Here is a 26,941-nt window from a genome sequence, read left to right on the forward strand (position 1 = left end):
GGCGCCCCCGGCAAGCCAGGGTGGCGGGCCATGCAAGACATCGCCTATCTCGACCCCCGCTCCGGCCAGACCTGGTCGCTTTCCGAACCCCGCTGGTGCGGCCCCGAGGGCCAGCCGCTGCTGCTGACCGACCTGCCCGGCATCGAGCGCGGCCAGATCGTCGCGGCCGAGCGCAGCCTGTGGCGCTATGCCGCCGCGCTGCCCTTCCAGCCGGTGGAACGGATCAGCCTGGGCGAGGGCTGCACGCCGCTCGTCAAGGGCGAGTGGTCCGGCACCCCGGTCCGCTTCAAATGCGAATGGTTCATGCCGAGCGGCAGCTTCAAGGACCGCGGCGCCTCGGTGATGCTGTCGCTGCTGCGCGACCAGGGGATCAAGGCGGTGCTGGAGGATTCCTCCGGCAATGGCGGCGCGGCGATCGCCACCTATGCGGCGGCCGGGGGCATGCGGGCCAAGATCATGGTGCCGGCCTCGACCAGCCCGGCCAAGACGGTGCAGTCGCGCAGCCTCGGCGCCGAGATCGAGCTGGTGCCCGGCAGCCGGCAGGATTGCGCCGATGCGGCGCTGGCCCAGTCCGACCGCATCTTCTATGCCAGCCACAACTGGCACCCCTTCTTCCTGCAGGGCACCAAGACGCTCGCCTACGAGCTGTGGGAAGACCTGGGCTTCCGGGCGCCGGACAATGTCATCGTGCCCTGCGGCGCCGGCTCCAACGTGCTGGGCTGCGGCATCGGCTTCGCCGAGCTGCTGCGCGCCGGGCAGATCCGCCGCATGCCGCGGATCTTCGCCGCGCAGCCGGAGAATTGCGGCCCGATCGCCCGCGACTGGCTGGGCGAGGATGCCGCCGACCCGATGCCCACCATCGCCGAGGGCACCGCCATCGCCCAGCCGCTGCGCATGGCCGAGGTGCTGGAGGTGCTGCGCGCCTCGGCCGGCGGCGCCGTGCTGCTGAGCGAGAGCGAGATCGTCCGCGCCACCCGCGGCCTGGCGCAGCGCGGCTTGTATGTCGAGCCGACCTGCGCCCAGGCGGCGGCCGCCTTCGGCCGGCTGCTGGAGGACGGGCAGATCCGCCGCGACGAGACCACGGTGGTGGTGCTGACCGGCAGCGGGCTGAAGGCGACGCAGCGGCATGCGGAGCTCGCCGGAGTGGCGCTGTGAGCGGCCCGCGGGTCGCGCTGCTGGGCTTTTCCATCGAATGCAACCGCTTCGCCCCGGTGGCGAAGCGGGAGGATTTCCGGGTGTGGCTGCAGGGCGACGCCCTGTTGGCGGATGCCCGCAGCGAGGCGCCGAGGCAGCTGGCGGAAATGCCGGGCTTCGTCGCCGCCATGGACGCCGCCGGCGACTGGCAGCCGCGGCCGATCCTGCTGACCTCGGCCGAGCCGAACGGGCCGGTCGACCAGCCGGTCTTCGATTCCATGCTGGCGGTGTGGCGCGACGGCCTCGAGGCGCTGCGCGGCCAGGTGGACGGTGTCTATTGCGTGCTGCACGGCGCCGGGCTGACCACCGGGCTCGACGATCCCGAGGGCGCGGTGCAGGGGCTTGTGCGCGCGGTGCTGGGCGAGGCGGTGCCGCTGGTCTGCAGCTACGACCTGCATGGCAATGTCTCGGACGCCATGGTGCGGGAGTGCGACGCCTTCGTCGGCTATCGCACCAACCCGCATCTGGACATGCGCGAGCGCGGCGCGGAATCGGCCGGTCTGCTGCGCCGGCTGATGGCGGGCGAGCGGTTCCACCGCGCCTGCCGCCGGCTGCCGATCGTGGCGCCGACGGTCAGCCTGCTGACCGCCAAGGGGCCCTATGCCGAGGTGATCGAGCTGGGCCAGGCGCGGGCGCGCTATCTGGGACCGGCGAAGGTCGCCAATGTCTCGGTGATGGGCGGCTTTCCCTATAGCGACACGCCGTATAACGGGCTGGCCATCGTCGTCACCGGCCCGGATCGCGCCGCCTGCGAGGCGCTGGCCGGGGAACTGGCCGAGGCCGCCTGGGAGCGGCGCGACCGCTTCGTGGCGCAACTGACGCCGCTGGCCGAGGCGACCGAGCGGGCGCTGACCAGCGAGGTGCCGCTGATCTTCGCCGATGTCGCCGACAATCCGGGCGGCGGCGGTGGCGGCAACACCATGTTCATCCTGCAGGCCTTCCTGAAGGCGGGCGTGCAGGGGGCGCTGCTGGGCGTCATCCACGACCCGTCGCTGGTCGCGGAGGCGCAGGCGCTGGGCGTCGGCGCGCGGTTCACCGCCCGCTTCAACCGGGTGCCGCGCGACGCCTTCGCGCATCCCTTCGCCGCCGAGGCCGAGGTGGTCGCGGTGTCGGATGGCCGGGTGACGGGGCGGCGTGGCATTTTCGCCGGCATGGCGATGGCGCTCGGCCCGACGGTGGCGCTGCGGATGGGCGGCATCGTGGCGGTGGTGATCAGCGAGCGGACGCAATGCGCCGATCCGGTCTTCCTGGAGCATCTGGGGTTGGACATCGGCGCCGCGCGGGTGGTGGTGGTGAAGTCGCGCGGCCATTTCCGGGGCGGGTTCGACGAGTTCTTCTCGCCTGGCCGCGTCGTCGAGGTGGATGCGCCGGGCCTGACCTCGCCGGTCCTGGATCGGTTCGCGTGGACCAAGCTGCCGCGCCCTGTCCTGCCGTTGGATGCCGGCGTCGTCTGGCCGCTTAACTGACAGAAGAAAGATGGGGGTCCGGGGGAATTCCTTCCCCCGGCCTTACTTTTTGGGGGGTGCCATGCGGATCCCTGACCTGGATCTCGACCTGCTGCGCTGCTTCGTGCAGGTGGCCGAGCGTGGCGGCTTCACCGCCGGCGCCGCCGCCTTGGGCCTGACGCAATCCGCGGTCAGCCTGAAGGTGAAGCGGCTGGAGGAGCTGCTGCAGAAGCGCGTCCTCGAGCGCAGCAGCCGCAGCGTGGCCCTGACCCGCGAAGGCGAGACGCTGCTGGCCTATGCCCGGCGGATGCTGGCGCTGAACGACGAGGCGGTGCGGCGGATGGTGGCGCCGCCGGTGACGGGGCGGCTGCGGCTTGGCGTCGCCGATCATTTCGTGCCGCGCAACCTGGCGCCGATCCTGGCCCGCTTCGCCGCGCATTTCCCGGAGTTGCGGCTGGAGGTCGAGGTCGGCCGCAGCCACGAGCTGCGCGCGGCGCAGGAGCGCGGGCTGCTCGACCTGGTGCTGGGCAAGCGGCGGGATGGCGAGACCGAGGGCCGGCCGATCTGGACCGAGCCGATCGTCTGGGTGGCGCCGCCGGGCTGGGCGCCGCCCACGGGCCGCGCGCTGCCGGTGGCGATGCTGCCGCAGGGCTGCATGTTCCGCGACCGGGCGCTGGCGGCCCTCGCCCGGGCGGGGCTGGCCTTCGAGGTGGTCTATACCTCGGCCAGCCTGCTGGGTGTCGCGGCGGCGGCGCAGGCCGGGCTGGCGGCCACCGTGCTGGGGCGGTCGGGGCTGCCGGCCGGGCTGGTCGAGCATGCCAGCCTGCCCGGGCTCGGCACCGCCGAGATGGCGGTGTTCGGCGACGCCACCAACCAGACCTCGATCGTCGAGCCGCTGATCGAGATGATCCGCGAAAGCCTGCAGTGACACCGGTTTGACAGGGTGGCGGGGCCGGGCGCAGCCTTTCGCCCACAGAATGGACGCAGCGACATGAGCAGCATCGGCACCGAGGCCGCGCCCCCGCCCTCCAAAGACTGGCGCATCATCGGCCTGATCGGCACCGGGCATTTCCTGTCGCATTTCTACATGCTGTGCCTGGCGCCGCTGTTCCCGCTGTGGCGGGAGGAGTTCGGCGTCTCCTACACCGCGCTCGGCTTGTCGATCGCGGCGATGGGGGTGGTGACCGCGGTGCTGCAGACGCCGGTGGGCTTCCTGGTCGACCGGCATGGGGCGCGGCGCTTCCTGGTGGGCGGCACGCTGCTGATGGCGCTGTCGATCTCGGCCATGGCGTTCGCGCCGAACTACCCGACCATCCTGCTGCTGGCGGTGCTCTCGGGCATCGGCAACAGCGTGATCCACCCGGCCGACTACGCCATCCTGGCCGGCAGCATCAACAAGTCGCGGATGGGCCGGGCGTTTGCCATGCACACGCTGACCGGCAATCTGGGCTTCGCCGCGGCGCCGCCGGCGATCGCAGCACTCGCCCTGCTGCTCGGCTGGCGCGAGGCGCTGCTGCTGGTGGGACTCCTGGGCGTGCCGGTGGTGGGCGCCATCCTGTGGCAGAGCCGCATCCTGGCCGACCAGCCGAAGGCGCGCGAGGCCAAGCCGGGCGAGGGCGGCGTCGCCATGCTGATGACCCGGCCGATGCTGCTTTTTTTCACCTTCTTCCTGCTGTCGGCGATGGCGGGGTCGGCGATCCAGGCCTTCGCCATCCCGGTGATGAACAAGCTCTGGGGCCTGCCGCTGGCCATGGGGTCGGTGCTGCTGACCGGCTATTTCTCCGGCAATATCCTGGGCGTGCTGGTCGGCGGCTGGTTCGCCGACCGGTGGAAGCAGCATGGCGTCTTCGTCGTGGTGCTGACGCTGGTGGCGATGGCGCTGATCCTGGTCCTCGGCATGGTGCCGCTGCCGGGCCTCGGCGCCATCGGCGTCGCGGCGCTGGCGGGCCTGGCGCTCGGCGCCAGCCGCACGCCGCGCGACGTCATGGTCAAGGATGCCGCGCCGCCGGGGCAGATCGGCAAGGTCTTCGGCTTCATCTCCGCCGGCCTGCCGCTGGGCGGCGCGCTGACGCCGGCGGTCGGCATGCTGCTGGATGCCGGCCGGCCCGAGCTGGTGCTGCCGCTGGTGGCCTGCCTGCTCGGCCTGTCGCTGCTCTGCATGGGCACGGCGGCGGGGGCCAGCCGGGCGGCGCGGGCCGCGGTCGCCCGGACCCAGCCGGCGGAATAATGCTCTCCCTCGGCTGGTTCCTGGAGGCGCTGAACTGGATCGGTTCGGCGACCTTCGCCGCGTCCGGCGCGCTGGTGGCGTCCCGCAAGCAGCTGGACCCGGTGGGCTTCGTGCTGATCGCCGCGACCACGGCCTTCGGCGGCGGCACGCTGCGCGACCTGCTGCTGGGGCGCCCGGTCGCCTGGCTGGGCACGCCGGGGCTGGTGCTGCTGGCCGCCCTGGTCGCGCTGCTGGTGTTCTTCGCCGCGCACCGGCTGGAGAAGCGCTTCGCCGTGCTGCTCTGGGCGGATGCCGTCGGCATGGCGCTGTTCGCCGTGCTGGGGGCGGAGGCCGCGCTGGCCGAGGGCGCCAGCCCCTGGGCCGCCATCCTGATGGGCATGATCACCGCGACCTTCGGCGGCGCGCTGCGCGACGTGATCTGCGGCGAGATGCCGCTGATCCTGCGCAAGGAGATCTATGCCACCGCCGCCGCGCTGGGGGCGGCGCTGTTCGTCGCCCTCACCGGCCTGGCGCTCGACCGCGGCACCGCGGTCTGTGCCGGGATGGCGGCGGCCTTCGCGGTGCGCGCGGCGGCGCTGCTGCGCGGCTGGTCGCTGCCGGCCTACAGGCCGCGACCGGGCCGCGACTATCCGGACGAGCGGTAGCCGCCGTCACGACGGCTCCCGCAGCGGCGGGTCGGTGACGCGCACGCTGGCCAGGCCGAGCTTCAGCCCGCCGCGGCGCTGGCGCAGCCGCCGCTGCAGCGGCCGGTCGTAGTGGCGGGCCAGCCAGAGGCTGCCCAGCATCATCGCCGGGACGACGACGAAGCCGGCCCAGGGGGCGAGGTCGCCCGGATCGACGCCGAGGAAGCGGACCGAGCGGCGCAGCAGCTCCTGCGCCGGGAAGTGCAGCGCGTAGATCGGGAAGGAGATGGCGCCGAGATTGACGAAGAGCGGCGCCAGCCAGCGCCCCGGCTCGACCATCGAGGCGGCCAGCAGCAGCGCCGGGAAGGCCAGCAGCACGCAGCCCAGGTCGAAGACGGCGCGGTATTCCGGCGGCGCGTCCACCATCAGCAGCGCGACCAGCAGCAGCGGGAACATCCAGGCGAGGCGCGAGGTCAGGAAACCCTGGCGGTGCAGCCGGTAGAGCAGCACGCCGGCGAAGAACGAGAAGCCGACGCGGGCGAAGCCGCCCCAGACGCTGAACCAGGCCGAGCCGGTGTCGAGGTTGCCGTATTCCAGCACCGACCAGACCAGCGCCACGGCGGCGAGCAGGGTGATGGCGACCAGCCGGCGCAGGCTGAGGAAGGGCAGCAGGCAGGCGAAGACGATGTTGATCAGCAGCTCGAAGAACAGCGACCAGGCCGGGCCGTTCAGCGGGAAGGTGCCCGGCGTCTCATGCGCGGTGGGCGAGGGGAGGAAGGCAAGGCCGGTGCCGAAGGCGATCAGCAGCCCCTCCCATGTGTCCATCGAGCCGCCGCCGAGCGCCAGCGCCACCACGCCGCTGAGCGCGCCGACCAGCAGGCCGAGGAAGTAGAGCGGGTAGAAGCGGATCAGCCGGTCGCGCAGGAAGCGGCCGATCGACAGCCCGCCGGCCAGCCGCGAGCCATAGGCATGCGCCACGACGAAGCCGCTCAGCAGGAAGAAGAAATCCACCGCCAGATAGGCGCTGGGCATCAGCAGCGGCAGCACGAAGCCGGGATCGTGCAGGATGACGACCGCCAGCGCCGCGGCGCCGCGCAGCCCGTCGAGGGTGACGAAGAAGCGGCGGCCATCGGGGCTGAGCACGCCGGGGTTCTGGATCTGCGGGGTCTGCATGGCGCTCACCCCCGGGCCGCGTGCAGGTGGGACTGGTCGATCCAGCGCAGCGCGAAGCCGGCGTCGCGCAGCAGCGCCTCGATCTGGCGCGGGACGTCGCCGCGGCCCTCGGCGTGCAGCAGGGCGAAATGCACCTCGATGAAGACATGCTGCAGCGCCGGGTCGGCCAGCTGCTGGCGCATGCCCTGCAGCACGGCCAGCTCATGCCCCTCGACGTCGATCTTGACCACATTGGGCGGTCGGGCCTCGCCGGTTTCGACCAGGGTATCGCCGGGGCGCAGCGGCACGGCGATGCCGCCGGTGCCGGCCATTGCGGCCGCGTCGTCGACCAGCCGGGCGGTCGCCGCCTCGGCATCGTCGCCGCGCTCGAGGACGGCCAGGCCGCTGCTGTCGGACAGCGCGAAGGGCATCACCCGGATGCCGGGCGCGCCGCCGAGGTTGCGGCGCAGCCGCGCCACCGTCTCCGGCAGCGGCTCGAAGGCATAGACCATGCCCTGCGGCCCGGCCAGCCGGCCGAACATCGCCGAATAGACGCCGAGATTGGCGCCCACATCCCAGACGCAGTGGCCCGGCCGGATGACGCGGGCGAGGGCGCGGGTGAACAGCTGCTCATAGCCCAGCCGCCGCAGCAGGAGCATGGCGAGACGGATCAGGCCGGTGCGGCGCAGGCCGCTGCGGAGCTGGCGCGCGGCGGCGCTTGTCATCCAGGACATGGGGAAACCTTGACGATCGGGGCAGGCGGCCGGCCACGCGGCGCGCGGCACGGCCCCAGCCTTGCAGAGCGGGCGCCTCCGTCGCGGCAGGCGGCCGGGCCGGCATGCGCCGACGGCCGCCCCCGGAAGGGGGCGCTGGGATCAGGCGCGTGGCCGCTGCCACCCGTCCCCCGGAGGGGAACAGGCCAGCGCCGGCCACGGGGGCCTGATCTCTATGGCGGGCTCAGCCGCACGCTCTGGGACAAGGTGTTCATGCCCCAAGCCTGAGCGATTAATGAAAGGACAGCAAGAATTTTTTGAAGAAGAGCGGCGATTTCTCTGAATTATCGCGGGGATTTCAAGAATTACTTCAGAGAAAACTTTTTTCATCATGCGGTATATTGATGCGCATCGCGCTGGTTTTCCCGGCGCGGGCGGGAGGCGGCGGCGGCTGCCGGCCAGGCAGGGCGGCGCCGGATCGCAGTGGGCTGCGGCGACAAAACCAGGCCGTCCCGGCGAGAAACGCCGGGGTGCCGCATGAAAAAAGGGCCAGGGCGGATCGCACCGCCCTGGCCCCCGCTCAGATCGGCGACAGCTCAGATCTCGTCGTCGAAGCCGCCATCATCGGCGAAGCCGTCGTCATTGCCGAAGCTGTCATTGCCGAAGCTGTTGTCGACCGGCATGGCATCCTGCTGGCCGGCGCCCGGATCGGTCCAGGGGCTGCTGGTCGGCACTGCCTCCTGGCCGAAGCCGCCCGCCGCATCCGCCATGCCGGTGGCCTGGGCCGCCTCGGCCGCGCCGCCGCCGGAGAAGGCGTTCATCAGCATGTTGCCCAGCACCATGCCGCCGGCGACGCCGGCCGCCGTGGTCAGCGCCGAGCCCAGGAAGCCCGAGCCGCGGCCCTGCTGCATCATCGCCTGCTGCGGATAGCCACCGGGCGGCTGGATCGGCTGCGGCGGCGGCGCCACCGGCACCGGGCGCTGCTGCTGCTGGCCGCCGCCGAACATGCCGCCGAACAGCCCGCCGCTGCGCGGGGCGCTCGCCTGGGCCTGCGCCTGGCGCTGCGCGTTCTCCAGCTGCCACTCCAGCTCCTGGATGCGGTTCTGCGCCTGGACCAGCGCGTGCTCCTGCACGAAGGCGGTCTGCGTCAGGCGGTAGCGCGCCTCCGGATAGCGGGCGAAGAGGTCGCCGATCAGCCGGTCGGCCTCGGGATCGACGGGAGGCAGAGGCGGGCGCGACTGGGTGGCCGGCACGCTGCTGCCGCCCCAGGGAGAGGCCGCCGGCTGCGGGGCCTGGACCCCGGCCATGCGCTCCACGAAGGCGGAAATGATGCGGCGTTCTTCTTCGGTCATCTCGTTCCCCCCAGGGGGGTCCTTCCCAGACTGGTTGTCACCGCCGCCGGCCGCCGGGCAGGGGCCAGGCGCAGGCGACGCGATGGGCATCTGGCTCAGCCGTGACCGGCTTTCAAGCGTTAGATTACAAAACGGACATGAAATTCACGAGGAACGCCGCCACCCCACCTCACGCCCCTCGGGCCAGCCCCAGCCGGGACCATTCGATCACCGGGCAGCGGTCCATCACGGCGGTGACGCCGGCGGCGCGCGCCCGCTCCGCCGCTGCCTGGTCAATGACGCCAAGCTGCATCCAGACCACTTTCGCGCCCAGCCGGATGGCCTCGTCGACCACCGCGCCGGCCTCTTCGCTGCGGCGGAAGATGTCCACCATCTCCAGCCTGCCGGCCTCGGCCAGCGAGGCGGCCACCGTCGCGCCATGGATCTGCTGGCCGGCCAGGCCCGGATTGACCGGGGTGACCGCGAAGCCGCGGCCGACCAGGAAGCCGGTCACCTCATGCGAGGGACGCGCCGGATTGGCCGAGGCGCCGACCACGGCGATGCGCCCGGTGTTCAGCAGGATGGCGCGGATCTCGTCGTCGCTTAAGCCGTCGATGCTCATGCCGGTCAGCCTTCCCGCTCACGATAGAGGACGCGCAGCGTCTCACGCTCCAGCGTCAGCGCATAGCGCTGGCCATCGGCCGCCACCGCCCCGTCGACGTTCCACAACCCGTCATCCAGCTTGATGCGGCCGAAGGCCTGGTAGCCGAGCCGGCGCAGCGTGGCCTCGATGCGCGCCGTCTCCTCGGTGCTGGCCAGGCGGTCGTCGACATCGGTGGCGACGATGCGCAGCTCGCCCTGGGTCAGCCGCAGATCGTGCCGGCCGCCCTGGCCGTCCATGGCGTCGTCGACCTCCCAGATGCCGCGCTCCAGCTCGATCCGGCCCCAGTCGCGATAGCCCTGGGCGCGCAGCGCCTGCTCGATCCGGTCCCGCTCGGCCCCGGTCGGTGGCCGGTCGGCGGCAGGCTGGGCCAGGGCCAGGCCCGGCGCCAGGAGCGCCGCGGCGAGCAGATGGCGGAAGACGGACATCGGGCTGCTCCTTCGCTGCATCCCTGGCCAACGCATGGCCGGGGAAGGTGGTTCCGTCGCCGCCGGGGCGGCGGGCGCCGCCCCGGCCTGGCCTGTCCGGACCCGGATCAGTAGACGACGACGCCGCGGATGCTCTCGCCGCGGGTCATCAGGTCGAAGCCCTCGTTGATCTGCTCGAGCGGCATGGTGTGGGTGATCAGCTCGTCGATGTTGATCTTCTTGTCCATGTACCAGTCGACGATCTTCGGCACGTCGCTGCGGCCGCGCGCGCCGCCGAAGGCCGAGCCGATCCAGCGCCGGCCGGTGACCAGCTGGAACGGACGGGTGGAGATCTCCTGCCCCGCCGCGGCGACGCCGATGATGGTCGAGACGCCCCAGCCCTTGTGGCAGCATTCCAGCGCCTGGCGCATCAGCGTGGTGTTGCCGACGCATTCGAAGGAATAGTCGGCGCCGCCCCGGGTCAGCTCGACCAGATGGCCGACCAGGTCGCCCTGCACCTCCTTCGGGTTGACGAAGTGCGTCATGCCGAAGCGGCGGGCCATCGCCTCGCGCTCGGGGTTGATGTCGACGCCGACGATCATGTCGGCGCCCACCATCCGGGCGCCCTGGATGACGTTCAGCCCGATGCCGCCCAGGCCGAAGACCACGACCGTGGCGCCGGCCTCGACCTTGGCGGTGAACAGCACGGCGCCGAGCCCCGTGGTCACGCCGCAGCCGATGTAGCAGACCTTCTCGAACGGCGCGTCGGAGCGGATTTTTGCCAATGCGATCTCGGGAACCACGGTGTGGTTCGCGAAGGTGCTCGTGCCCATGTAGTGGTGGATCGGCTTGCCGCGGCAGGAGAAGCGGCTGGTGCCGTCGGGCATCTGGCCGCGGCCTTGCGTCACGCGGATCTTCTGGCACAGGTTGGTCTTGCGGCTGAGGCAGTAGTCGCATTCGCGGCATTCCGGCGTGTAGAGCGGAATGACATGGTCGCCGGGCTTCAGCGAGGTCACGCCGCGGCCGACCTCCAGCACCACGCCGGCGCCCTCATGCCCCAGGATGGCGGGGAAGATGCCCTCGGGATCGGCCCCCGACAGGGTGTACTTGTCGGTGTGGCACAGGCCGGTGGCCTTGATCTCGACCAGGACCTCGCCGTCGCGCGGACCCTCGAGATCCACCTCCTCGATCGACAGCGGCTTGCCGGCTTCCCAGGCGACGGCGGCGCGGGTCTTCATCGGGCTCTCTCCTCGGGCCATGGTCAGGTCGCGGCTTCGTCGCACTTCTTGTCCCGAGGGGGAAGGGTGGTCATCTGTGCCGCATGCGAATCCCCTTCCTGACGCGCCGGCCCCGGGTCGCGCTGCTCCGCCTCTCCGGTGTCATCGCCGCCAGCGGTGGCCTCGGCCCCGGCGGCAGCCTCAGCCTGCAGAGCGTCGGGCCCCTGCTGGAGCGCGCCTTCGCCCTGAAGCGGCTGCAGGCGGTGGTGCTGGTGCTGAACTCGCCGGGCGGCTCGCCGGTGCAGTCCAGCCTGATCGCCGCCCGCATCCGCCAGCTGGCCGAGGCGAAGCAGGTGCCGGTGATCGCCTGCTGCGAGGATGCGGCGGCCTCCGGCGGCTACTGGCTGGCCTGCGCGGCGGATGAGATCATCGCCGATCCTTCCAGCATCGTCGGCTCGATCGGCGTGATTTCCGCGAGCTTCGGCCTGGAGGAGCTGGCCGCGAAGCTGGGCGTGGAACGCCGCCTGGCCACTGCCGGCGACCAGAAATCCTTCCTCGACCCGTTCCGGCCGGTGGAGCCCTGGCAGCAGGCGCGATTGGAAGAACTGCTGGGCGCGCTGCATGGCGAGTTCAAGGCCTGGGTGCGCAGCCGCCGCGGCACCCGCTTCAAGGTGAGTGAAGAAGAAATCTTCAACGGCCGTTTCTGGACCGGGCGGGAGGCGCTGCCGCTCGGCCTGGTCGACGGGCTGGGCCATGCGGAGGAAGAGATCCGCCGCCGCTTCGGCGAGAAGGTGCAGGTGGTGCGACTCGGCGCCAAGCGCCCGCCGCTGCCGATCCGCCTGCTGCGCGGCGCCCTGGCGGTGGTCGAGGAACGGCTGGCCTGGGGGCGGATCGGGCTGTGAGGCCAGCGGCGGCGATCCGGAAAAAATGTTAACCATTCAGAAGTGATTCACGGATGGCGGCGATAAGGCGGTGACCAAGCCGCCCCTCGCGAGGCGGCACCCGACGGGAACGGAACCGATGCGCCGCCAATTCTCCATCGCCACCCAGGTCACCGCCCTGGTCGGCCTGCTCTGCGCCCCGCTGGCCGGCGGCGCCGGCTATTTCATCTATGGCGCCTGGGGCGGGCTGCAGCGGGCGGAGCAGGCCATCGAGCTGGCCGACACCACCCGTGCCGCCTTCATCGCCCTGCAGAACACCCGGGTCGAGCGCGGCCCGCTGCGCCTGGCGCTGCGCGGCGCCGGGCCCGCCGATGCCGGGCTGCGCGGCACGGTCGAGCCGGCCCGCGCGCTCGCCGGCCCGGCCCTGGACAGCCTGGCCGAGGCCTGCGCCCGGCTGCGCTGCGCTGCCGAGGATGGCGCCGGCCGGCTGCGCCAGGCGCGCCGCGCGCTCGACGCGCTGCGCCCCGAGGCCGATCGCGCCGCCCTGCTGCCGCTGGCGCAGCGCCCGGCCGGCATGGCCGACCGCTACAACGCCACCATCACCGCCCTGGTCGACCTGCTGGAGGAATTCAGCGCCACCCTGACCGCCCAGGTCCGCGCCCGCGACGGCCAGAGCGCTACGCTCGCCCAGATCAAGGACGCCGCCTACGCCACCCGCGACGCCGCCGGTCTGGAGCGCGACTTCCTGATCAATGCGCTGCGCGACGGCGGCTTCGGGGCCGAGGAACGCCTGGCGGTGGCGGCGCTGCGGGCGCGGGCCGGCGCCACCTGGGCGCTGGTCACGAGTGTCGCGCGCGAGGCGCCGCCCGCCACCCAGGCCGCCATCGCCGCCGCCCAGGCCAGCTATTTCGGCCGCTTCGTCGCCCTGCGCACCGGGCTGGAGCAGGCCCTGGCCGCCAAGCGCCCCGCCGCCGTCGACGCCGCCGGCATCAACCGCGGCATCGACGAGGCGACCGGCGCGCTGGTCGCCGTCGCCGACACCGCGCTGGCCGATATCGGCGCCGGCGCCCGCGCCGAGGCCGCTGCCGCCGGACGCAGCCTGTGGATGCTGGTCGCCGGCGCGCTGGCCATCGCCGCGCTGGGCCTCGGCGCCGTGCTGCTGGTCCGCTGGCGTGTGCTGCTGCCGCTGGGGCGGCTGAGCGAGGCGCTGCGCCGGCTGGCGCGGCTCGACTACGGCTTCGCGCTGCCCGACGCGGCGCGGGCCGACGAGATCGGCGACATGTCGCGCGCCGTCGACGAATGCCGCCTGGGCCTGCGCCGCGCCGACGACCTGGCCGAGCAGCAGCGCGCTGGGCAGGCCGCCAAGGATGCCGAGACCGCCCGCGTCGCCGCGCTGATCCGCGGTTTCGAGGCGGAATCGACCGAGCTGCTGCAGGCCGTCTCCGGCGCCGCCGCCGAGCTGAACGCCACCGCCGGCGAGCTGAGCGACACCGCCCGCCAGGGCAGCGAGCGCGCGGCTTCCGTCGCCGCCGCCGCGCAGCAGGCCAGCGGCAATGTGCAGACCGTGGCGGCCTCCGCCGATGAACTCGCCGCCAGCATCGCCGAGGTGGCCCGCCAGGTCACCGGCGGCGCCGAGGTCGCCCGCCGCGCCGCCGAGGAGGCGCGCGGGACGGATGCCACCGTCCAGGGCCTGGCCGCCGCCGCCAACCGCATCGGCGATGTGGTGAAGCTGATCAGCGACATCGCCGGCCAGACCAATCTCCTGGCGCTGAACGCGACCATCGAGGCCGCCCGCGCGGGCGAAGCGGGCAAGGGCTTTGCCGTCGTCGCTTCCGAGGTGAAGAACCTGGCCAGCCAGACCGCCCGCGCCACGGAAGAAATCAGCGCGCAGATCGCCGCCATGCAGGGCGAGACGCAGCGCACGGTCGACGCCATCGCCGGCATCGCGCGCACCATCGAGACCATCGATGCCAGCACCGCCGCCGTCGCCGCCGCCACCGAGGAACAGGCCAGCGCCACCCGCGAGATCGGCCGCGCGGTCGCCGAGGCGGCGCTCGGCACCGACGAGGCCTCGCGCCATGCCGGTGGCGTGCGCGAGGGCTCGGCCCGCACCGGCGAGGCCGCCGGCCGCGTCCATGCCGCCTCGGAGGCGCTGAACCAGCGCGCCGCGGCGCTGCGCAGCCAGGTCGGCAGCTTCCTGCAGGGGATCCGGGCGGCCTGAAGCGCGATGGCTTGAGGGGGAGTCACCGAAAAGCCTGGATCGCGCGATCCAACGAAGGGCTGGAGCGGATGGCCGGCGTCCTTCCGCAGGCCATCCGCTCTAGGCTGCCAGCCGGCCCAGCTCCAGGAAGCCGAGGGCGGCGCGGATGGCGCCGTCGCTGGCGGCCAGCGGTGTGTGCCGGGCGCGCACCAGCGCGAACCCCTCTTCGCGTTCGGGGAGCCGCGTCTCGGCCACCGTGACGATCCCGTCATTGTCGCCGGGCAGCAGCGGGTTGTAGCCGCGCCCGCCGGTGCCGCCCGCCACCACGCCGATGCCGCGGCATTCGGGCACCGGCACCCGCGCGGCGCCGGCCGGCGTCACCGCCTGGCCGCACTCCCCGGTCAGCGCGCGATAGGGCGGCAGGGCGGCGACCGCCCGCGCGATCCCCGCCCCCCGCGCCGGTGAGCCCAGCAGCAGCAGCCGCCCGGCGCGCCAGCCATCCTCCGCGGCGCGCGCCATGGCGGCGCGCGCCACCAGCCCGCCCAGGCTGTGGCCGACGAAGGCGACCTCGGCCGCGCCATCCTCGGACAGCGCGCGGGCGGCGCTGCTGGCGGCGCGGGCATGCGCCGCCAGCGGCTGGCGCAGGCTGGCATAGCCGAGATTGGCCACCGCGAAGCCGTGATCGGCCAGCGCCGCGGCGACGCGCGCCAGCCCGCCGGTATGGTGGCCGAGCCCGTGCAGCAGCACCACGGCGCGGCGGCAGCCGGCCGGTCGCGCGACCCGGGCGGCCAGCGCGATGCAGTCCGCGGCCGTGCCGCTGGCCAGCACCGCGCCGAAGGGATCGAGCAGCCGCGCCTGGCCGGTCGCGCAATGCGACTGCACCAGCCAGCCGGAGCGCGACCACAGGTCGGTCCAGGGCGTGAAGGCGCGCAGCGACCGCCGCACCCGCCGCAGGCTGCCCGCCTGCCAGATCGTGGCCATCGCCGCGTCTCGCGCCACATTGTCCAGGGCCGCCCCGTCCATCGCTTCCTTCCGTCATCGCGCAGCCCGGGAAGAGGGGCGGCGCCGGCCGCGGAATTTAGGTCGTCCCCGTTCCGAGAAGCGTGAAATCTGCCGGGGCGCGGGGCTGATGCCGAAAAAATGCGGCCCCGGCGGCGCCAGCCCCTTGGGCCGCCCGCCGCCGCGGGGCCAAATGACCCCCGGAAAGAAGAAGGAGTGCCCCATGCCGATCGACCCCCGCCTCGACCGCCTGGCCGAGATCGCCGTCCATGTCGGTCTCGGCGGGATGAAGCCGGGCCAGGAGCTGGTGCTGACCGCCTCGATCGAGGCCCTGCCGCTGGTCCGCCGCATCGTCGAGCACGCCTACAAGGCCGGCGCCTCGCTGGTCACGCCGATCTTCTCCGACGACGAGACCGCGCTGGCCCGCTACCGCTTCGCCGCCGAGGGCAGCTTCGACACCGCCGCCGGCTGGCTCTATGACGGCATGGCCCGCGCCTTCGCCAATGGCGCCGCGCGGCTGGCCGTGGTCGGCGAGGACCCCAACCTGCTGGCCGGCCAGGATGTCGAGAAGGTCTCGCGCGCCAACCGCGCCCGCTCCCAGGCCTATCGCCCGGCGCTGGAGCTGATCACGGCATCCGCCATCAACTGGACCCTGGTGCCCTTCGCTTCCGCCGCCTGGGCCCGCACCGTCTTCCCGGACGTCGCCGAGGAGCAGGCGGTGGCGAAGCTCTGGGACGCCCTCTACGCCTCCACCCGCGTCGACCAGGCCGATCCGAAGGCGGCCTGGGCCGCGCACAACGCCGCCCTGATGCAGCGCCGCCGCCAGCTCGACGAGCGCCGCTTCCGCGCGCTGCACTTCAAGGGGCCCGGCACCGACCTGACCGTGGGCCTCGCCGACCAGCACAGCTGGATGGGCGGGTCGTCGAAGGCGCGCAACGGCATCACCGGCAATCCCAACATCCCGACCGAGGAGGTCTTCACCACCCCGCATGCCGGCATGACCTCGGGCACGGTCTCGGCCACCAAGCCGCTGGCGCACCAGGGCACGCTGATCCGCGACATCCGCGTCCGCTTCGAGGGCGGCCGCATCGTCGAGGCCCATGCCGCCACCGGCGAGACCCTGCTGCAGAAGATGATCGCCACCGACGAAGGCGCCCGCCAGCTCGGCGAGGTCGCCCTCGTGCCGCACTCCTCGCCGATCGCGCAGAGCGGGCTGCTCTTCTTCAACACCCTGTTCGACGAGAACGCCGCCAGCCACATCGCCCTCGGCCAGGCCTACAAGAAGTGCTTCACCGATTCGGAGACGATGTCGGACGAGGACTTCAAGGCGCGCGGCGGCAATTCCAGCCTGATCCATGTCGACTGGATGATCGGCTCGGCGGAGGTGGACGTCGATGGGATCGGGTTCGACGGCGCCAGGACCCCGGTGATGCGCAAGGGGGAGTGGGCGTAAAGAAAGCAAGAATCCGGGGGCATTGAATGCCCCCGGACCCCCACATCAGTCAGGCCAGGCGCTGCACGAAACGCGGAACGTCCCCGTAGCAGTCGCTGTGCGGCACGGGGCGGAGGCCGGCTTCGCTCTCCAGCAGGAAAGTGGGAAAGCCACCTGCCCCGATCCGCTGCATCAGCCGCCGCGTCGCCGCAATATGCCCGTCGACATCGACGGCCGAAAGCCGTGCGGCAAAGCCGTCGACCCCCAGGCGAGCCGCCAGCCCGGCCAGCACCTCGGGCTCGACCACGCGCAGACCCTCGACATAATGCGCCGTCTGGATCAGCCGCAGCATCGGCAGCGCCTGCTCGCCCGCCGCCAGCAGCGCCGCGGTCACGGGGCGCGAATCGAAGACCGTCGCCGGATCCTGCAGCAGCCCCTCCAGATAGGCCGCCCCGAAAACCTGCCCCGACAGCTGCGCGATCCGCGCATCGGCCGCGGCGATCATCGACCGCTTCGCCGGCGGCAGCCCGGTTGGCGGGTCCCACAAGCCGCCGCCATGCAGCGCGACAATCATCCCCGGTAGCGCCGCCGCCGCCGCCACCAGAGGGGAGGCCGCGTAGCACCAGCCGCAGAGCGGATCGTGGATGTAGTGAAGCGTCGGCATCAATACCCGACCGTGAAGCGGCGGCGGCTGTGCCGCGGCGTCTCGATCTCGTCGGCCAGCGCCACGGCATAATCCTCGTAGGAGATATGGCTGCGGCCGGCGTCGGAGACCAGCAGCTGCTCGGTGCCCAGGCGGAACTGTCCCGTCCGCTCGCCGGGATGGAACTCGGCCGAGGGGGAGAGGAAGGTCCAGTCCAGCGCCGTCTCCTGCTTCAGCCGCTCCAGGAAGGCGCCGCCGGCTTTGGCCTCGGCCAGGTAGATCGCCGGGAAGCCCGGGCTGTCGAAGATCTTCTGGCCCGGCGCGCCCTCCAGGCTGCCGGCGCCGCCGACCACCAGGTAGCGCGCGACGCCCGCCTGCTTCACCGCCGCCAGCAGCTTCTCCACGTCGCTGGCCAGGAAGTGGATGCTGCTGATCACCACGTCATGCCCGGCCAGCAGCAGGGCCAGCGCCTCCGGCTTGTCGGCATCGCCGACCGCCTTGGTGACCAGCGGCAGCGTGGCGATCTTCGAGGTGTCGCGCGCGATGGCGGTGACCGGATGGCCGCGGCGGGTCAGCTCGGCGAGGATCCGGCTGCCGACCTGGCCGGAGGCGCCAATCAGGGCGATCTTCATGGGCTGTATTCCCTTGGAATGTAGGTTACCTTGGGAAACCATCTAGTCCGGCTTGGCCGGGCTGCGAAGAAGGCACTTTTTCCCTATCAGGTATGCTCGAGGAAACCAGGCGATGGAATGCGGCGACCTGTTCAACCCTGATTGCCCGACCCGGCTGGTGCTGGACCGGATTGCCGACAAATGGACGGTGATGCTGCTGGTGCTGCTGTCGCAGGGGCCGATGCGCTTCAGCGCGCTGCGGCGGGCCACCGGCATCTCGCAGAAGGTGCTGGCCCAGACTCTGAAGCGGCTGGAGCGCGACGGCTTCGCGAGTCGCGCGGTCTTCCCGACCGTGCCGGTGACGGTCGAATACGCGATCACCCCGCTCGGGGCCGACCTGGCGCAGACCCTGGAAGGGCTGCGCCTGTGGTCGGAGCGCCATATCGGCGCCGTGCTAGCCGCCCAGCGGCACTATGACGCCCGCGACGACCAAGCCGCCTGAAGGGGGGGTGGCTAGCTGACCTGGGCCACCCAGTCCTCGAGGTTGTAGTAGTTGGTCACCCGGGCGATCAGCCCGTCGCGGATCTCGAAGAAGGCGCCGACCGGCAGGACATAGCGCTGGCCCACGGCTTCCGGCAGGCCGGCATCGGTCGCCAGATAGGTGCCGTGCACGGTGAACTCGGCCGCCGCGCGCTGGCCGCTGCCATCGGTCAGCACCACGATGTCGCGCAGCTCTTCCCGGTAATGGGTGTTCATCCGCGCCAGGAAGCTGCGGAAGGCGGCCTTGCCGGTCTCGCGCGCGCCCTGGTTGATGTCATGCGCCACATCCTCGGTCAGCAGGGCCAGCATGGCCTCGGCATCCCCGGCATTGAAGGCGGCGTAGTAGGAGCGGATCAGGGTTTCGGTGGCGGCCATGTGCAGTGTGCCCTTCCTTGCCGGGGGGTGGGGCGGGTCTTATGGTGCGCCGCGCAACACGGCTGCAAGCCCAAGACATCATGACCGAGACGCTGACCCAGACCAAACCCCTCAGCTTCCAGGACATCATCCTGACGCTGCACCGTTTCTGGAGCGCGCAGGGCTGCGTGATCCTGCAGCCTTACGACATGGAGATGGGCGCCGGCACCTTCCACCCGGCCACCACGCTGCGCGCGCTGGGGCCGAAGGACTGGAAGGCGGCCTATGTGCAGCCCTCGCGCCGCCCCTCGGACGGCCGCTACGGCGAGAATCCGAACCGCCTGCAGCACTACTACCAGTACCAAGTGATCCTGAAGCCGAGCCCGGCCGATCCGCAGGCGCTGCTGATCGAGAGCTACAAGGCGCTCGGCATCGACCCGACCCTGCACGACATCCGCTTCGTCGAGGATGACTGGGAAAGCCCGACGCTGGGCGCCTGGGGCCTCGGCTGGGAGGTCTGGTGCGACGGCATGGAGGTGACCCAGTTCACCTATTTCCAGCAGGTCGGCGGCATCCCGGTGGAGAAGCCCTGCGCCGAGCTGACCTACGGCCTGGAGCGGCTGGCCATGTACATCCAGGGCGTCGAGAACGTCTACGACCTGGATTTCAACGGCCAGGGCGTCACCTATGGCGACGTCTTCCTGCGCGCCGAGAAGGAATTCTCGGCCTTCAACTTCGAGCATGCCGACACGGCGCTGCTGTTCCAGCACTTCAAGGACGCCGAGGGCGAATGCGCTGCCCTGGTCGAGAAGAACCTGGCCCTGCCGGCCTATGACCAGTGCATCAAGGCCAGCCACGCCTTCAACCTGCTCGACGCCCGCGGCGCCATCAGCGTGACCGAGCGCGCCGCCTATATCGGCCGCGTCCGGGCGCTCGCCAAGCGCTGCTGCGAGACCTGGCTGGCGGGCGTCTGACGCCCCGCCGGCCGGCCTGGCCCACCGCCACGCTGCCGCCTTGATCCACGCCCAAGCTTCCGTCCGGCCCTTCTTCCCGCAAGGCCCCCGCTGATGCCCGAACTTCTGCTTGAACTCTTCTCCGAGGAAATCCCCGCCCGCATGCAGGCGCGCGCGGCGGAGGACCTGGCGCGGCTGGTGGGCGAGGCGCTGAAGGCGGCCGGTCTGCAGGCCGAGGGGCTGAAGACCCTCTACGGCCCGCGGCGCCTGACCCTGGTGGCCGGGCTGCCGGCGGCCACCGCTCCGGTCGAGGAGGAGCTGGCCGGCCCCGCCCCCGAGGCGCCCGAGCGCGCGCTCACCGGCTTCCTGGGCAAGGTCGGGCTGGACGAGGCGGTGCTGCCGGCGATCCGGGCGGCGGCGGGCAAGGCCGAGGCGGGCGCCGACCTCGCGGTGCATGCGGCGGACAGCGTCACCCTGGTGCTGAAGCGCGAGAAGAAGGGCGAGAAGCTTTTCGCCCGCGTCGTGAAGCCCTCGGTGCCGACCGGCGAACTGCTGGCCAGGCACCTGCCCGACATTCTCAGGAAGATGCCCTGGCCGAAGTCGATGCGCTGGGGCGGCACCAGCAACTTCGTCTGGGTGCGGCCGCTGAAGCGGATTCTCTGCCTGTTCGACGGCGCGGTCGTGCCCTTCTCGCTCGCGCTGGGCGACGACAATGGCCATGGGCTGGCCTCCTCCGACCGCACCGAGGGCCACCGGATTCTCTCTCCGGGTGATTTTGCAGTGCACAATTTTAGCGATTACGCGACGCAACTCGCGGCCAAGCACGTGGTTATCGATCCGGTCGAGCGCGCCCGCCGGGTGCGCGAGGGCGTGGCCGCGCTGGCCGCGGCGGAGGGGGTCGAGGTGGTGCCGGATGAAGGGCTCGTGGCCGAGGTTGCCGGGCTGGTCGAATGGCCGGTGCCGCTGCTCGGCCGCATCGACGATGCCTTCATGGACCTGCCGCCCGAGCTGATGCGCACCACCATGCGCGTCAACCAGCGCTATTTCGCCCTGCGCCGCCCCGATGGCAGCGCCGCCCCCTATTTCGCGCTGGCTTCCAACATCGCCGCCATCGATGGCGGCAAGGCCGTCGCCGCCGGCAATGAGCGGGTGCTGCGCGCCCGCCTGTCGGATGCCCGCTTCTTCTGGGACCTCGACCGCAAGCAGCCGCTCGAAGCCTTCCTGCCGAAGCTGGAGAGCGTGGTCTTCCACGCCAAGCTGGGCACCCAGGGCCAGCGCGTCGCCCGGCTGGAGCGGCTGGCGCGCTTCCTGGCGCAGAAGCTCGGCGCCGATGCCGGGCTGGCGGCGCGCGCGGCGAAGCTGGCCAAGGCCGACCTCGCCACCGGCCTGGTCGGCGAGTTCCCCGAGCTGCAGGGCATCATCGGCCGCTACTACGCGGTGAAGGACGGCGAGGACCCGCGCGTCGCCGAGGCGATCGCCGCGCATTACCGCCCGGCCGGCCCGGGCGACGCGGTGCCGTCGGAGCCGGTGGCGATCGCCGTGGCGCTGGCCGACAAGCTGGACCAGCTGGCCGGCTTCTTCGCCGCCGACGAGCGGCCGACCGGCTCGGGCGATCCCTTCGCGCTGCGCCGCGCGGCGCTGGGCGTCATCCGCATCCTGCGCGAGAACGGGCTGCGCCTCGACCTGTCCGACGCCCTGGCCGAGGCCTTCTTCGGCTATCCGCAGGCGGTGGGCAGCACCGCCAATCCGGAATTCGGCTTGGCCGTGGCGCAGGAGGCGATGAAGGCCGGCTTCCAGCCCGACCCGAAATCCGACCACCCGCCGATGGTCGCCGCCTTCGCCGCCGGGCTGCTCGACTTCCTGGCCGACCGCCTGCGCGTGCAGCTGCGCGCCGAGGGCGAGCGGCATGATGTTCTGGCTGCTGTCCTGCCGGGCGGCGGCGCCGACCTGGTCCGCCTGCTGGCCCGCGCCTCGGCGCTGCGCGCCTTCCTGGAAGGCGAGGACGGCGCCAACCTGCTGGCCGCCTCCCGCCGCGCCGCCAATATCCTGCGCATCGAGGACAAGAAGGACGGGCCGCACGCGGCCGCGACCGACGCGGCCCTGCTGAAGACGGCGCCGGAGCAGGCTCTGTCGGCGGCGCTCGACATCGCCCTGCCGGAGGCCCGCGCGGCCCTGGCGGCGGAAGACGACACTACGGCCATGGCGGCGCTGGCCCGGCTGCGCGCGCCGGTCGACGCCTTCTTCGTCGACACCGTGGTCAATGACGCGGATCCGGCCCTGCGCCGCAACCGGCTGGGCCTGCTCGCCCGGCTGCGCGCGGCGATCGACCAGGTGGCGGATTTCTCCAAGATCGAAGGCTGAGGGGACGCAACATGCAGAAGTGGGTGTATGGCTTCGGGGCCGGCCGCAACGACGGCAAGGCGGAGATGCGCAACCTCCTGGGGGGCAAGGGCGCCAACCTGGCGGAGATGGCCTCCATCGGCCTGCCGGTGCCGCCGGGCTTCACCATCACCACCGAGGTCTGCACCTACTACTACGACAACGGCAAGCAGTACCCGGCCGAGCTGCAGGCGCAGGTCGCCGAGGGCCTGGCCCGCATCGAGCAGGCGGTCGGCCTGAAATTCGGTGACGAGGCCAAGCCGCTGCTGGTCTCGGTCCGCTCCGGCGCCCGCGTCTCGATGCCGGGCATGATGGACACCGTCCTTAACCTCGGCCTGAACGACCGCACGGTGGAGGGGCTGTCCGCCGCCTCCGGCGATCCGCGCTTCGCCTGGGACAGCTACCGCCGCTTCATCCAGATGTACGGCTCGGTGGTGCTCGGCGTCGACCATCACCGCTTCGAGGAGATCATCGAGGACGCCAAGCTGGACCGTGGCGTCTCCGAGGACACGGCGCTGACCGCCGATGACTGGAAGCAGGTGGTCACCCAGTACAAGGCGATGGTGCAGGAGGTGCTGGGCAGCCCCTTCCCGCAGGAGCCCGAGGGCCAGCTCTGGGGCGCCATCGGCGCGGTCTTCGGCAGCTGGATGAACCAGCGCGCCAATACCTATCGCCGGCTGCACGACATCCCGGCCAGCTGGGGCACCGCGGTCAATGTCCAGGCCATGGTCTTCGGCAATATGGGCGATGACTGCGCCACCGGCGTCTGCTTCACCCGCGACCCCTCGACCGGCGAGAACATCTTCTACGGCGAGTACCTGATCAACGCGCAGGGCGAGGACGTGGTGGCGGGCATCCGCACGCCGCAGCCGATGTCCGAGGGCCGCGCCAAGCCGGGCGAGCGCAGCATGGAGGCGGCCATGCCCGCCGCCTATGCCGAGCTGGTCAAGGTCCGTGAGACGCTCGAGAAGCACTACACGGACATGCAGGACATCGAGTTCACCGTGCAGCAGAACAAGCTGTACATGCTGCAGACCCGCAACGGGAAGCGCACCGCCGCCGCCAGCCTGAAGATCGCCGTCGACATGGCGCGCGAGGGCCTGATCGACGAGCGCGAGGCGGTCAAGCGCGTCGCCCCCGGCTCGCTCGACCAGCTGCTGCATCCGACGCTGGACCCCAAGGCGCCGCGCACCGCGCTCTCCAAGGGCCTGCCGGCCTCGCCGGGCGCCGCCTGCGGCACCGTGGTCTTCTCCGCCGACGAGGCCGAGACCCGCGCCGCCAAGGGCGAGAGCGTCATCCTGGTCCGCATCGAGACCAGCCCCGAGGACATCCACGGCATGCATGCCGCCAAGGGCATCCTGACCACCCGCGGCGGCATGACCAGCCACGCGGCGGTGGTCGCCCGCGGCATGGGCCGGCCCTGCGTCGCCGGCGCCGGCGGCGTCGTCGTCGACTACAACAGCCAGCAGCTGCGCGCCGGCGGCAAGACCGTGCAGGCCGGCGAGACCATCACCCTCGACGGCGCGACCGGCGAGATCTTCCTCGGCGCCGTTGCCATGGTGGAGCCGAAGCTGTCCGGCGACTTCGCCACCCTGATGGGCTGGGCCGACAAGGTCCGCCGCCTGAAGGTGCGGGCGAACGCGGAAACCCCCCTCGATGCCGACACCGCAAAAAAATTCGGCGCCGAGGGCATCGGCCTCTGCCGCACCGAGCACATGTTCTTCGACCCAGCGCGCATCGGCGCCGTGCGCCAGATGATCATGTCCGAGTCGGAAGGCGGCCGCCGCGACGCCCTGGCCAAGCTGCTGCCCTTCCAGCGCGAGGATTTTTCGGAGTTGTTCCGGATCATGGCCGGCCTGCCGGTGACGATCCGCCTGCTCGATCCGCCGCTGCATGAATTCCTCCCGCACAAGGAGGAGGAGCTGGCCGAGGTGGCGCAGAGCCTGGGGGCGGATCTCGCCACCATGCAGCGCCGCGCCGCCGACCTGTCGGAAGCCAACCCGATGCTTGGCCATCGCGGCTGCCGCCTGGGCGTGACCTATCCCGAGATCTACGAGATGCAGGCGCGCGCCATCTTCGAGGCCGCCGTCGCCATCGCCCAGGAGACCGGCAAGGCCCCGGTGCCGGAGATCATGATCCCGCTGGTCGCCGCCAAGCGCGAGCTGGAGATCACCCGGGCGCAGATCGACAAGGTCGCCAAGGAGGTTTTCGCCGAGGCGGGCCAGGAGATCGAATACCTGGTCGGCACCATGATCGAGCTGCCGCGCGCCTGCCTGACCGCGGATTCGATCGCCGGGGTCGCCGACTTCTTCTCCTTCGGCACCAACGACCTGACGCAGACCACCTTCGGCCTGTCGCGCGACGATGCCGGCAAGTTCCTGCCCTATTACGTGGAGAAGGGCATCCTGCCGAAGGACCCCTTCGTCTCGATCGACCCGGAGGGCGTCGGCGCCCTGGTGCAGATCGCCAAGGAGAAGGGCCGCGGCGTCAAGCCCGAGCTGAAGCTGGGCATCTGCGGCGAGCATGGCGGCGACCCGTCCTCGATCCAGTTCTGCGAGCAGACCGGCCTCGACTACGTCTCCTGCTCGCCCTACCGCGTCCCCGTCGCCCGGCTGGCGGCAGCCCAGGCGGCCCTCGCCGGTGGAACGGATCGGACGGCCTGAAGAGCAGGCTTTGAAGGCTGGGGGGAAGAATGAATTCTTCCCCCCAGGCCCCTCATCAGGGCAGCGTCCCGCCTGGACACCCGCGCGCGGCAGCACTGACAGAAAAAAGAAGGGGTTCCAGGGGAATTCATTCCCCTGGCCTGTCCCTGCCTTCTCCTAGGCCACCCGATTCCCACTGACCGGCACGGCGGCGAAGTTCCGCAGCCGGGCTTCGATCGTCTGGAACAGGCTGCGCTGGGCGGGCGTCAGCGGCGCGTCCGGCCGTTCGGTGCGGTGTTCCAGCCAGCGGGCCACCGCGCCGGCGCCCTGGCGGTGGGCGGCGGCGACCAGGCCGCTTTCGGTCAGGGTGACCGGCCGTCCGTCGATGCCGGTCAGGCTGCGGCCGGCCTGGGACAGGGCGCCATTCGCTTTCAGCTGCTGGTTGGTGCGCTGCAGATAGGCGGCCATGGCGGCCTCCTGGGCGGCGGGGCGGGCCAGGAAATCGGCCTCGCTCTGCACGCCCGCGGCGGCGGCGCGCTCGGTCCAGCGGCCGGCGCCATCCTTCCAGCCGATATCGGTCAGCGCCACCGGCAGCAGCTGGTAGCGGCCGAGCGCGCCGGAGCGGTGGTTGCGCACGGTATAGCCGCGGCAGGGCTCGCCGGCGGTGCCTTCGGCGGCGGCCAGCCCGTCGCGCAGCGCGCCGGCGGCCGGCGCCTGGGGCTGGGCGGCACGGGCATAGGCGTTGCGGCCGGCCTGGGTGGCGACGGTGGTGGCCGCGGGCGGCGCGGCGGGCGCGGCATTGGCGGCGGGGGTGGTGCCGGGACGCCCAGCGATGAACAGCTGGGGCAGGGCGGCCTTGTCGCCGCCATCCAGCGCGGTGCTGGCCAGCAGGGCGGCGCGCGGGTCGGCGACAGGCTCGTTGACGCCCGGCTGCAGCGGCAGGCGGGGAGCGCCGGCCTGCAGCTCGCCGGATTCGACGGCGGCATCGGCGGCGAAGGCGGCGGGCGGGGTGGGAGGCGTGGTGCCGTATTGCGCGGCGCGGGCGGCGGCCTTGCGGGCGGCCATGCCGGTCTTGTCCAGCGGCTCGGCCAGCAGGGCATTGGCCTGGGCGGCGCTGGCCGGGGCCTGCGGCAGCCGGGCCAGGGCGCGCTTCGAATCGGCGAGCTTGGAATCCTCGCCCTTGCCGTCCATCGCCTGGTCGAGCAGCGACTTGAAGGCCCCGCCGGGTGTCAGCCGGCCGCCGGTCAATCGGGCGCCCGCTCCCTGGCTGGCGGGATCCGGGCTGCCCGCTGCGGGCGCCTGATCCGGCTTGGGGGAGGGGGTCCTGGCGATCGATGGAATATCCATAGCGCGCGGCAGACTGCTCTGCCCTCCCTAAGGAAGGATTTCCGACCCTGGCTTTAGCGCGGATCGGGGGTGCCGCGACAAGCTCTTTTCAGCATGGCTTTTCTGCGGCGGTCAGCCCGGTGGGGCGGCCGGCCGCGGCTCGGGCAGGCGCATCCAGGCCGGAATCCGCGGCCGCAGCAGCGCCTCGCCACAGGCCAGCGCCTCGCCCGGGGTCAGCGGCAGGCGCAGCAAGGCGAGGCCGAGACCCCCGGCATGGCCGGAGCGCATCTCGCCGATCTCGGCGCCATCGCGCAGCACCGGGGTGCCGGGCTCGGGCAGCGGGCCTTCGACGGCGACCGGGACCAGGCGCTTCTTCAGCAGGCCGCGATACTTGGTCCGCGCCGTCAGCTCCTGCCCCATGTAGCAGCCCTTGCTCCAGGAGACGCCGGCGAGCTCGTCGAAGCCGGCCTCCAGCAGCACGGTCTTCTCTGCCTCCATGTCCGGGGCGCCGTCCGGCAGGCCGAGCGACAGGCGGTGGCGGGCATAGTCGCCGCTGGCGTCCGGCATCGAGTCGTGCGGCAGGATGGCGCGCCAGCCGGCCTCGGCCAAGCGCGGGTCGGGGGCGGCGACGGCGCCCTCCGGCGGGGTGGCGCCATCCCAGCCGGCCAGCACGCCGAGCTCCGGCCGCGGCGTCAGCGTGACGCGGGAGCGCAGCCGGAAGCGCGACAGCCGCAGCACCAGCGACGGCGCCTGGTCGGCCACGCAATCCATCAGCAGCGCGTCATCGCTGTCCATGAAGAAGAAGTCGGCCAGCCATTTGCCCTGCGGCGTCAGCAGCGCGGCCCAGACGGCGCGGCCCGGCGCGACGGCGGCCACGTCGTTGGAGACCAGCCCCTGCAGGAAGGCGATGCGGTCCTCGCCGGCGATCTCGATCACGGCGCGGTCGGGAAGGGGGGCGATCGGCATGGGCGAAGAAGTGGCGCGGCCGTGCCAGAAGGGCAAGGGTCAGGG

Annotated in this window: 24 protein-coding genes; 12 read left to right on the plus strand and 12 right to left on the minus strand. The window is 72.1% G+C overall.

Features of this window, described 5'->3' with window-relative positions; translation table 11 throughout:
* Positions 1-30 precede the first annotated feature (30 nt).
* The 5 genes from WFI16_RS00970 to WFI16_RS00990 all read left to right on the plus strand — a co-directional run bounded on the left by WFI16_RS00970 (position 31) and on the right by WFI16_RS00990 (position 5,510).
* Entirely contained in the window at positions 31-1,155 is a 1,125-nt protein-coding gene (locus tag WFI16_RS00970) for a threonine synthase (RefSeq protein ID WP_419895915.1), read from the plus strand.
* Positions 1,152-2,660 carry a M81 family metallopeptidase gene (locus WFI16_RS00975; RefSeq protein WP_419895916.1) on the plus strand — a complete coding sequence of 503 codons (1,509 nt, stop codon included), beginning with the start codon at positions 1,152-1,154 and terminating at the stop codon, positions 2,658-2,660. Before WFI16_RS00970 ends, WFI16_RS00975 begins: the two co-directional genes overlap by 4 nt.
* A 61-nt stretch (positions 2,661-2,721) precedes the next feature.
* Positions 2,722-3,567, plus strand: a complete 846-nt coding sequence (locus tag WFI16_RS00980; protein ID WP_419895917.1) for a LysR family transcriptional regulator — start codon at positions 2,722-2,724, stop codon at positions 3,565-3,567.
* 63 nt (positions 3,568-3,630) lie between these two features.
* Positions 3,631-4,866, plus strand: a complete 1,236-nt coding sequence (locus tag WFI16_RS00985) for an MFS transporter (protein ID WP_419895918.1) — start codon at positions 3,631-3,633, stop codon at positions 4,864-4,866.
* The gene (locus WFI16_RS00990; protein WP_419895919.1) at positions 4,866-5,510 is read left to right on the plus strand and encodes a trimeric intracellular cation channel family protein; all 645 of its coding nucleotides are present in this window, start codon (positions 4,866-4,868) and stop codon (positions 5,508-5,510) included. The genes WFI16_RS00985 and WFI16_RS00990 overlap by 1 nt, the downstream gene beginning before the upstream one ends.
* Positions 5,511-5,516: 6 nt before the next feature.
* On the opposite strand, the gene WFI16_RS00995 is transcribed toward WFI16_RS00990, so the two are convergent.
* The 6 genes from WFI16_RS00995 to WFI16_RS01020 form a co-directional block, all read right to left on the minus strand.
* On the minus strand, positions 5,517-6,662 hold the full coding sequence (locus WFI16_RS00995) for an acyltransferase family protein (RefSeq protein WP_419895920.1): 1,146 nt from the start codon (positions 6,660-6,662) through the stop codon (positions 5,517-5,519).
* A gap of 5 nt (positions 6,663-6,667) precedes the next feature.
* Positions 6,668-7,375 carry an FkbM family methyltransferase gene (locus WFI16_RS01000; protein ID WP_419895921.1) on the minus strand — a complete coding sequence of 236 codons (708 nt, stop codon included), beginning with the start codon at positions 7,373-7,375 and terminating at the stop codon, positions 6,668-6,670.
* A 575-nt stretch (positions 7,376-7,950) separates the two neighbouring features.
* Entirely contained in the window at positions 7,951-8,706 is a 756-nt protein-coding gene (locus WFI16_RS01005) for a DUF2076 domain-containing protein (protein ID WP_419895922.1), read from the minus strand.
* A gap of 169 nt (positions 8,707-8,875) precedes the next feature.
* Entirely contained in the window at positions 8,876-9,307 is a 432-nt protein-coding gene (locus WFI16_RS01010) for a CoA-binding protein (protein WP_419895923.1), read from the minus strand.
* 5 nt (positions 9,308-9,312) lie between these two features.
* A complete protein-coding gene (locus WFI16_RS01015; protein ID WP_419895924.1) occupies positions 9,313-9,774 on the minus strand; it encodes a PepSY domain-containing protein in 462 nt (153 codons plus the stop codon).
* Between the two features lie 107 nt (positions 9,775-9,881).
* Positions 9,882-10,991 (minus strand): S-(hydroxymethyl)glutathione dehydrogenase/class III alcohol dehydrogenase, encoded by a 1,110-nt coding sequence (locus tag WFI16_RS01020; RefSeq protein ID WP_419895925.1) that lies wholly within the window; start codon positions 10,989-10,991, stop codon positions 9,882-9,884.
* Between the two features lie 83 nt (positions 10,992-11,074).
* Here WFI16_RS01020 and WFI16_RS01025 point away from each other — a divergent pair, with 83 nt between their 5' ends.
* Both WFI16_RS01025 and WFI16_RS01030 read left to right on the plus strand, forming a co-directional pair.
* A complete protein-coding gene (locus WFI16_RS01025; RefSeq protein ID WP_419895926.1) occupies positions 11,075-11,872 on the plus strand; it encodes a S49 family peptidase in 798 nt (265 codons plus the stop codon).
* 118 nt (positions 11,873-11,990) lie between these two features.
* Positions 11,991-14,072, plus strand: a complete 2,082-nt coding sequence (locus WFI16_RS01030; protein WP_419895927.1) for a methyl-accepting chemotaxis protein — start codon at positions 11,991-11,993, stop codon at positions 14,070-14,072.
* A gap of 99 nt (positions 14,073-14,171) precedes the next feature.
* Here WFI16_RS01030 and WFI16_RS01035 read toward each other — a convergent pair whose 3' ends face one another.
* Complete coding sequence (locus WFI16_RS01035; RefSeq protein WP_419895928.1) at positions 14,172-15,074, minus strand: esterase/lipase family protein; 903 nt, start codon at positions 15,072-15,074, stop codon at positions 14,172-14,174.
* 199 nt (positions 15,075-15,273) lie between these two features.
* Between WFI16_RS01035 and WFI16_RS01040 the strand changes: the two genes are divergently transcribed.
* On the plus strand, positions 15,274-16,503 hold the full coding sequence (locus WFI16_RS01040; protein WP_419895929.1) for an aminopeptidase: 1,230 nt from the start codon (positions 15,274-15,276) through the stop codon (positions 16,501-16,503).
* Between the two features lie 49 nt (positions 16,504-16,552).
* On the opposite strand, the gene WFI16_RS01045 is transcribed toward WFI16_RS01040, so the two are convergent.
* Complete coding sequence (locus WFI16_RS01045; RefSeq protein WP_419895930.1) at positions 16,553-17,146, minus strand: DsbA family protein; 594 nt, start codon at positions 17,144-17,146, stop codon at positions 16,553-16,555.
* Positions 17,146-17,757, minus strand: a complete 612-nt coding sequence (locus WFI16_RS01050; RefSeq protein ID WP_419895931.1) for an NAD(P)-dependent oxidoreductase — start codon at positions 17,755-17,757, stop codon at positions 17,146-17,148. The genes WFI16_RS01045 and WFI16_RS01050 overlap by 1 nt, the downstream gene beginning before the upstream one ends.
* A 112-nt stretch (positions 17,758-17,869) precedes the next feature.
* Here WFI16_RS01050 and WFI16_RS01055 point away from each other — a divergent pair, with 112 nt between their 5' ends.
* Positions 17,870-18,238 (plus strand): winged helix-turn-helix transcriptional regulator, encoded by a 369-nt coding sequence (locus WFI16_RS01055; protein WP_419895932.1) that lies wholly within the window; start codon positions 17,870-17,872, stop codon positions 18,236-18,238.
* Between the two features lie 11 nt (positions 18,239-18,249).
* Here WFI16_RS01055 and WFI16_RS01060 read toward each other — a convergent pair whose 3' ends face one another.
* Positions 18,250-18,651 (minus strand): ketosteroid isomerase-related protein, encoded by a 402-nt coding sequence (locus WFI16_RS01060; RefSeq protein ID WP_419895933.1) that lies wholly within the window; start codon positions 18,649-18,651, stop codon positions 18,250-18,252.
* 80 nt (positions 18,652-18,731) lie between these two features.
* On the opposite strand from WFI16_RS01060, the gene WFI16_RS01065 reads away from it, so the two are divergent.
* The 3 genes from WFI16_RS01065 to ppdK all read left to right on the plus strand — a co-directional run bounded on the left by WFI16_RS01065 (position 18,732) and on the right by ppdK (position 24,625).
* Complete coding sequence (locus WFI16_RS01065; RefSeq protein ID WP_419895934.1) at positions 18,732-19,604, plus strand: glycine--tRNA ligase subunit alpha; 873 nt, start codon at positions 18,732-18,734, stop codon at positions 19,602-19,604.
* Between the two features lie 93 nt (positions 19,605-19,697).
* On the plus strand, positions 19,698-21,944 hold the full coding sequence (glyS, locus tag WFI16_RS01070; RefSeq protein WP_419895935.1) for a glycine--tRNA ligase subunit beta: 2,247 nt from the start codon (positions 19,698-19,700) through the stop codon (positions 21,942-21,944).
* Between the two features lie 11 nt (positions 21,945-21,955).
* Positions 21,956-24,625, plus strand: a complete 2,670-nt coding sequence (gene ppdK, locus WFI16_RS01075; protein WP_419895936.1) for a pyruvate, phosphate dikinase — start codon at positions 21,956-21,958, stop codon at positions 24,623-24,625.
* Positions 24,626-24,781: 156 nt separating this feature from the next.
* Here the strand turns inward: ppdK and WFI16_RS01080 are convergent, their stop codons facing one another.
* Both WFI16_RS01080 and ygfZ read right to left on the minus strand, forming a co-directional pair.
* The gene (locus tag WFI16_RS01080) at positions 24,782-25,852 is read right to left on the minus strand and encodes a hypothetical protein (protein WP_419895937.1); all 1,071 of its coding nucleotides are present in this window, start codon (positions 25,850-25,852) and stop codon (positions 24,782-24,784) included.
* 210 nt (positions 25,853-26,062) lie between these two features.
* Complete coding sequence (gene ygfZ / locus WFI16_RS01085; protein ID WP_419895938.1) at positions 26,063-26,896, minus strand: CAF17-like 4Fe-4S cluster assembly/insertion protein YgfZ; 834 nt, start codon at positions 26,894-26,896, stop codon at positions 26,063-26,065.
* Between the last annotated feature and the right edge of the window lie 45 nt (positions 26,897-26,941).

Origin of the sequence: Roseomonas sp. USHLN139 (assembly GCF_037145735.1) — a bacterium.
Classification (GTDB): Bacteria; Pseudomonadota; Alphaproteobacteria; order Acetobacterales; family Acetobacteraceae; genus Pseudoroseomonas.

Excerpts from the sequence above, each read along its gene's own strand:
- WFI16_RS01015 (WP_419895924.1), bottom strand. The coding sequence starts at position 9,774 with ATGTCCGTCTTCCGCCATCTGCTCGCCGCGGCGCTCCTGGCGCCGGGC.
- ppdK (WP_419895936.1), top strand. The coding sequence starts at position 21,956 with ATGCAGAAGTGGGTGTATGGCTTCGGGGCCGGCCGCAACGACGGCAAG.
- WFI16_RS01045 (WP_419895930.1), bottom strand. The coding sequence starts at position 17,146 with ATGCCGACGCTTCACTACATCCACGATCCGCTCTGCGGCTGGTGCTAC.
- glyS (WP_419895935.1), top strand. The coding sequence starts at position 19,698 with ATGCCCGAACTTCTGCTTGAACTCTTCTCCGAGGAAATCCCCGCCCGC.
- WFI16_RS01065 (WP_419895934.1), top strand. The coding sequence starts at position 18,732 with ATGACCGAGACGCTGACCCAGACCAAACCCCTCAGCTTCCAGGACATC.
- WFI16_RS00985 (WP_419895918.1), top strand. The coding sequence starts at position 3,631 with ATGAGCAGCATCGGCACCGAGGCCGCGCCCCCGCCCTCCAAAGACTGG.
- WFI16_RS01030 (WP_419895927.1), top strand. The coding sequence starts at position 11,991 with ATGCGCCGCCAATTCTCCATCGCCACCCAGGTCACCGCCCTGGTCGGC.
- WFI16_RS00970 (WP_419895915.1), top strand. The coding sequence starts at position 31 with ATGCAAGACATCGCCTATCTCGACCCCCGCTCCGGCCAGACCTGGTCG.
- WFI16_RS01005 (WP_419895922.1), bottom strand. The coding sequence starts at position 8,706 with ATGACCGAAGAAGAACGCCGCATCATTTCCGCCTTCGTGGAGCGCATG.
- WFI16_RS00995 (WP_419895920.1), bottom strand. The coding sequence starts at position 6,662 with ATGCAGACCCCGCAGATCCAGAACCCCGGCGTGCTCAGCCCCGATGGC.
- WFI16_RS00990 (WP_419895919.1), top strand. The coding sequence starts at position 4,866 with ATGCTCTCCCTCGGCTGGTTCCTGGAGGCGCTGAACTGGATCGGTTCG.
- WFI16_RS01020 (WP_419895925.1), bottom strand. The coding sequence starts at position 10,991 with ATGAAGACCCGCGCCGCCGTCGCCTGGGAAGCCGGCAAGCCGCTGTCG.
- WFI16_RS01060 (WP_419895933.1), bottom strand. The coding sequence starts at position 18,651 with ATGGCCGCCACCGAAACCCTGATCCGCTCCTACTACGCCGCCTTCAAT.
- WFI16_RS01050 (WP_419895931.1), bottom strand. The coding sequence starts at position 17,757 with ATGAAGATCGCCCTGATTGGCGCCTCCGGCCAGGTCGGCAGCCGGATC.
- WFI16_RS01055 (WP_419895932.1), top strand. The coding sequence starts at position 17,870 with ATGGAATGCGGCGACCTGTTCAACCCTGATTGCCCGACCCGGCTGGTG.
- WFI16_RS01000 (WP_419895921.1), bottom strand. The coding sequence starts at position 7,375 with ATGTCCTGGATGACAAGCGCCGCCGCGCGCCAGCTCCGCAGCGGCCTG.
- WFI16_RS01010 (WP_419895923.1), bottom strand. The coding sequence starts at position 9,307 with ATGAGCATCGACGGCTTAAGCGACGACGAGATCCGCGCCATCCTGCTG.
- WFI16_RS01025 (WP_419895926.1), top strand. The coding sequence starts at position 11,075 with ATGCGAATCCCCTTCCTGACGCGCCGGCCCCGGGTCGCGCTGCTCCGC.
- ygfZ (WP_419895938.1), bottom strand. The coding sequence starts at position 26,896 with ATGCCGATCGCCCCCCTTCCCGACCGCGCCGTGATCGAGATCGCCGGC.
- WFI16_RS00980 (WP_419895917.1), top strand. The coding sequence starts at position 2,722 with ATGCGGATCCCTGACCTGGATCTCGACCTGCTGCGCTGCTTCGTGCAG.
- WFI16_RS01040 (WP_419895929.1), top strand. The coding sequence starts at position 15,274 with ATGCCGATCGACCCCCGCCTCGACCGCCTGGCCGAGATCGCCGTCCAT.
- WFI16_RS01035 (WP_419895928.1), bottom strand. The coding sequence starts at position 15,074 with ATGGACGGGGCGGCCCTGGACAATGTGGCGCGAGACGCGGCGATGGCC.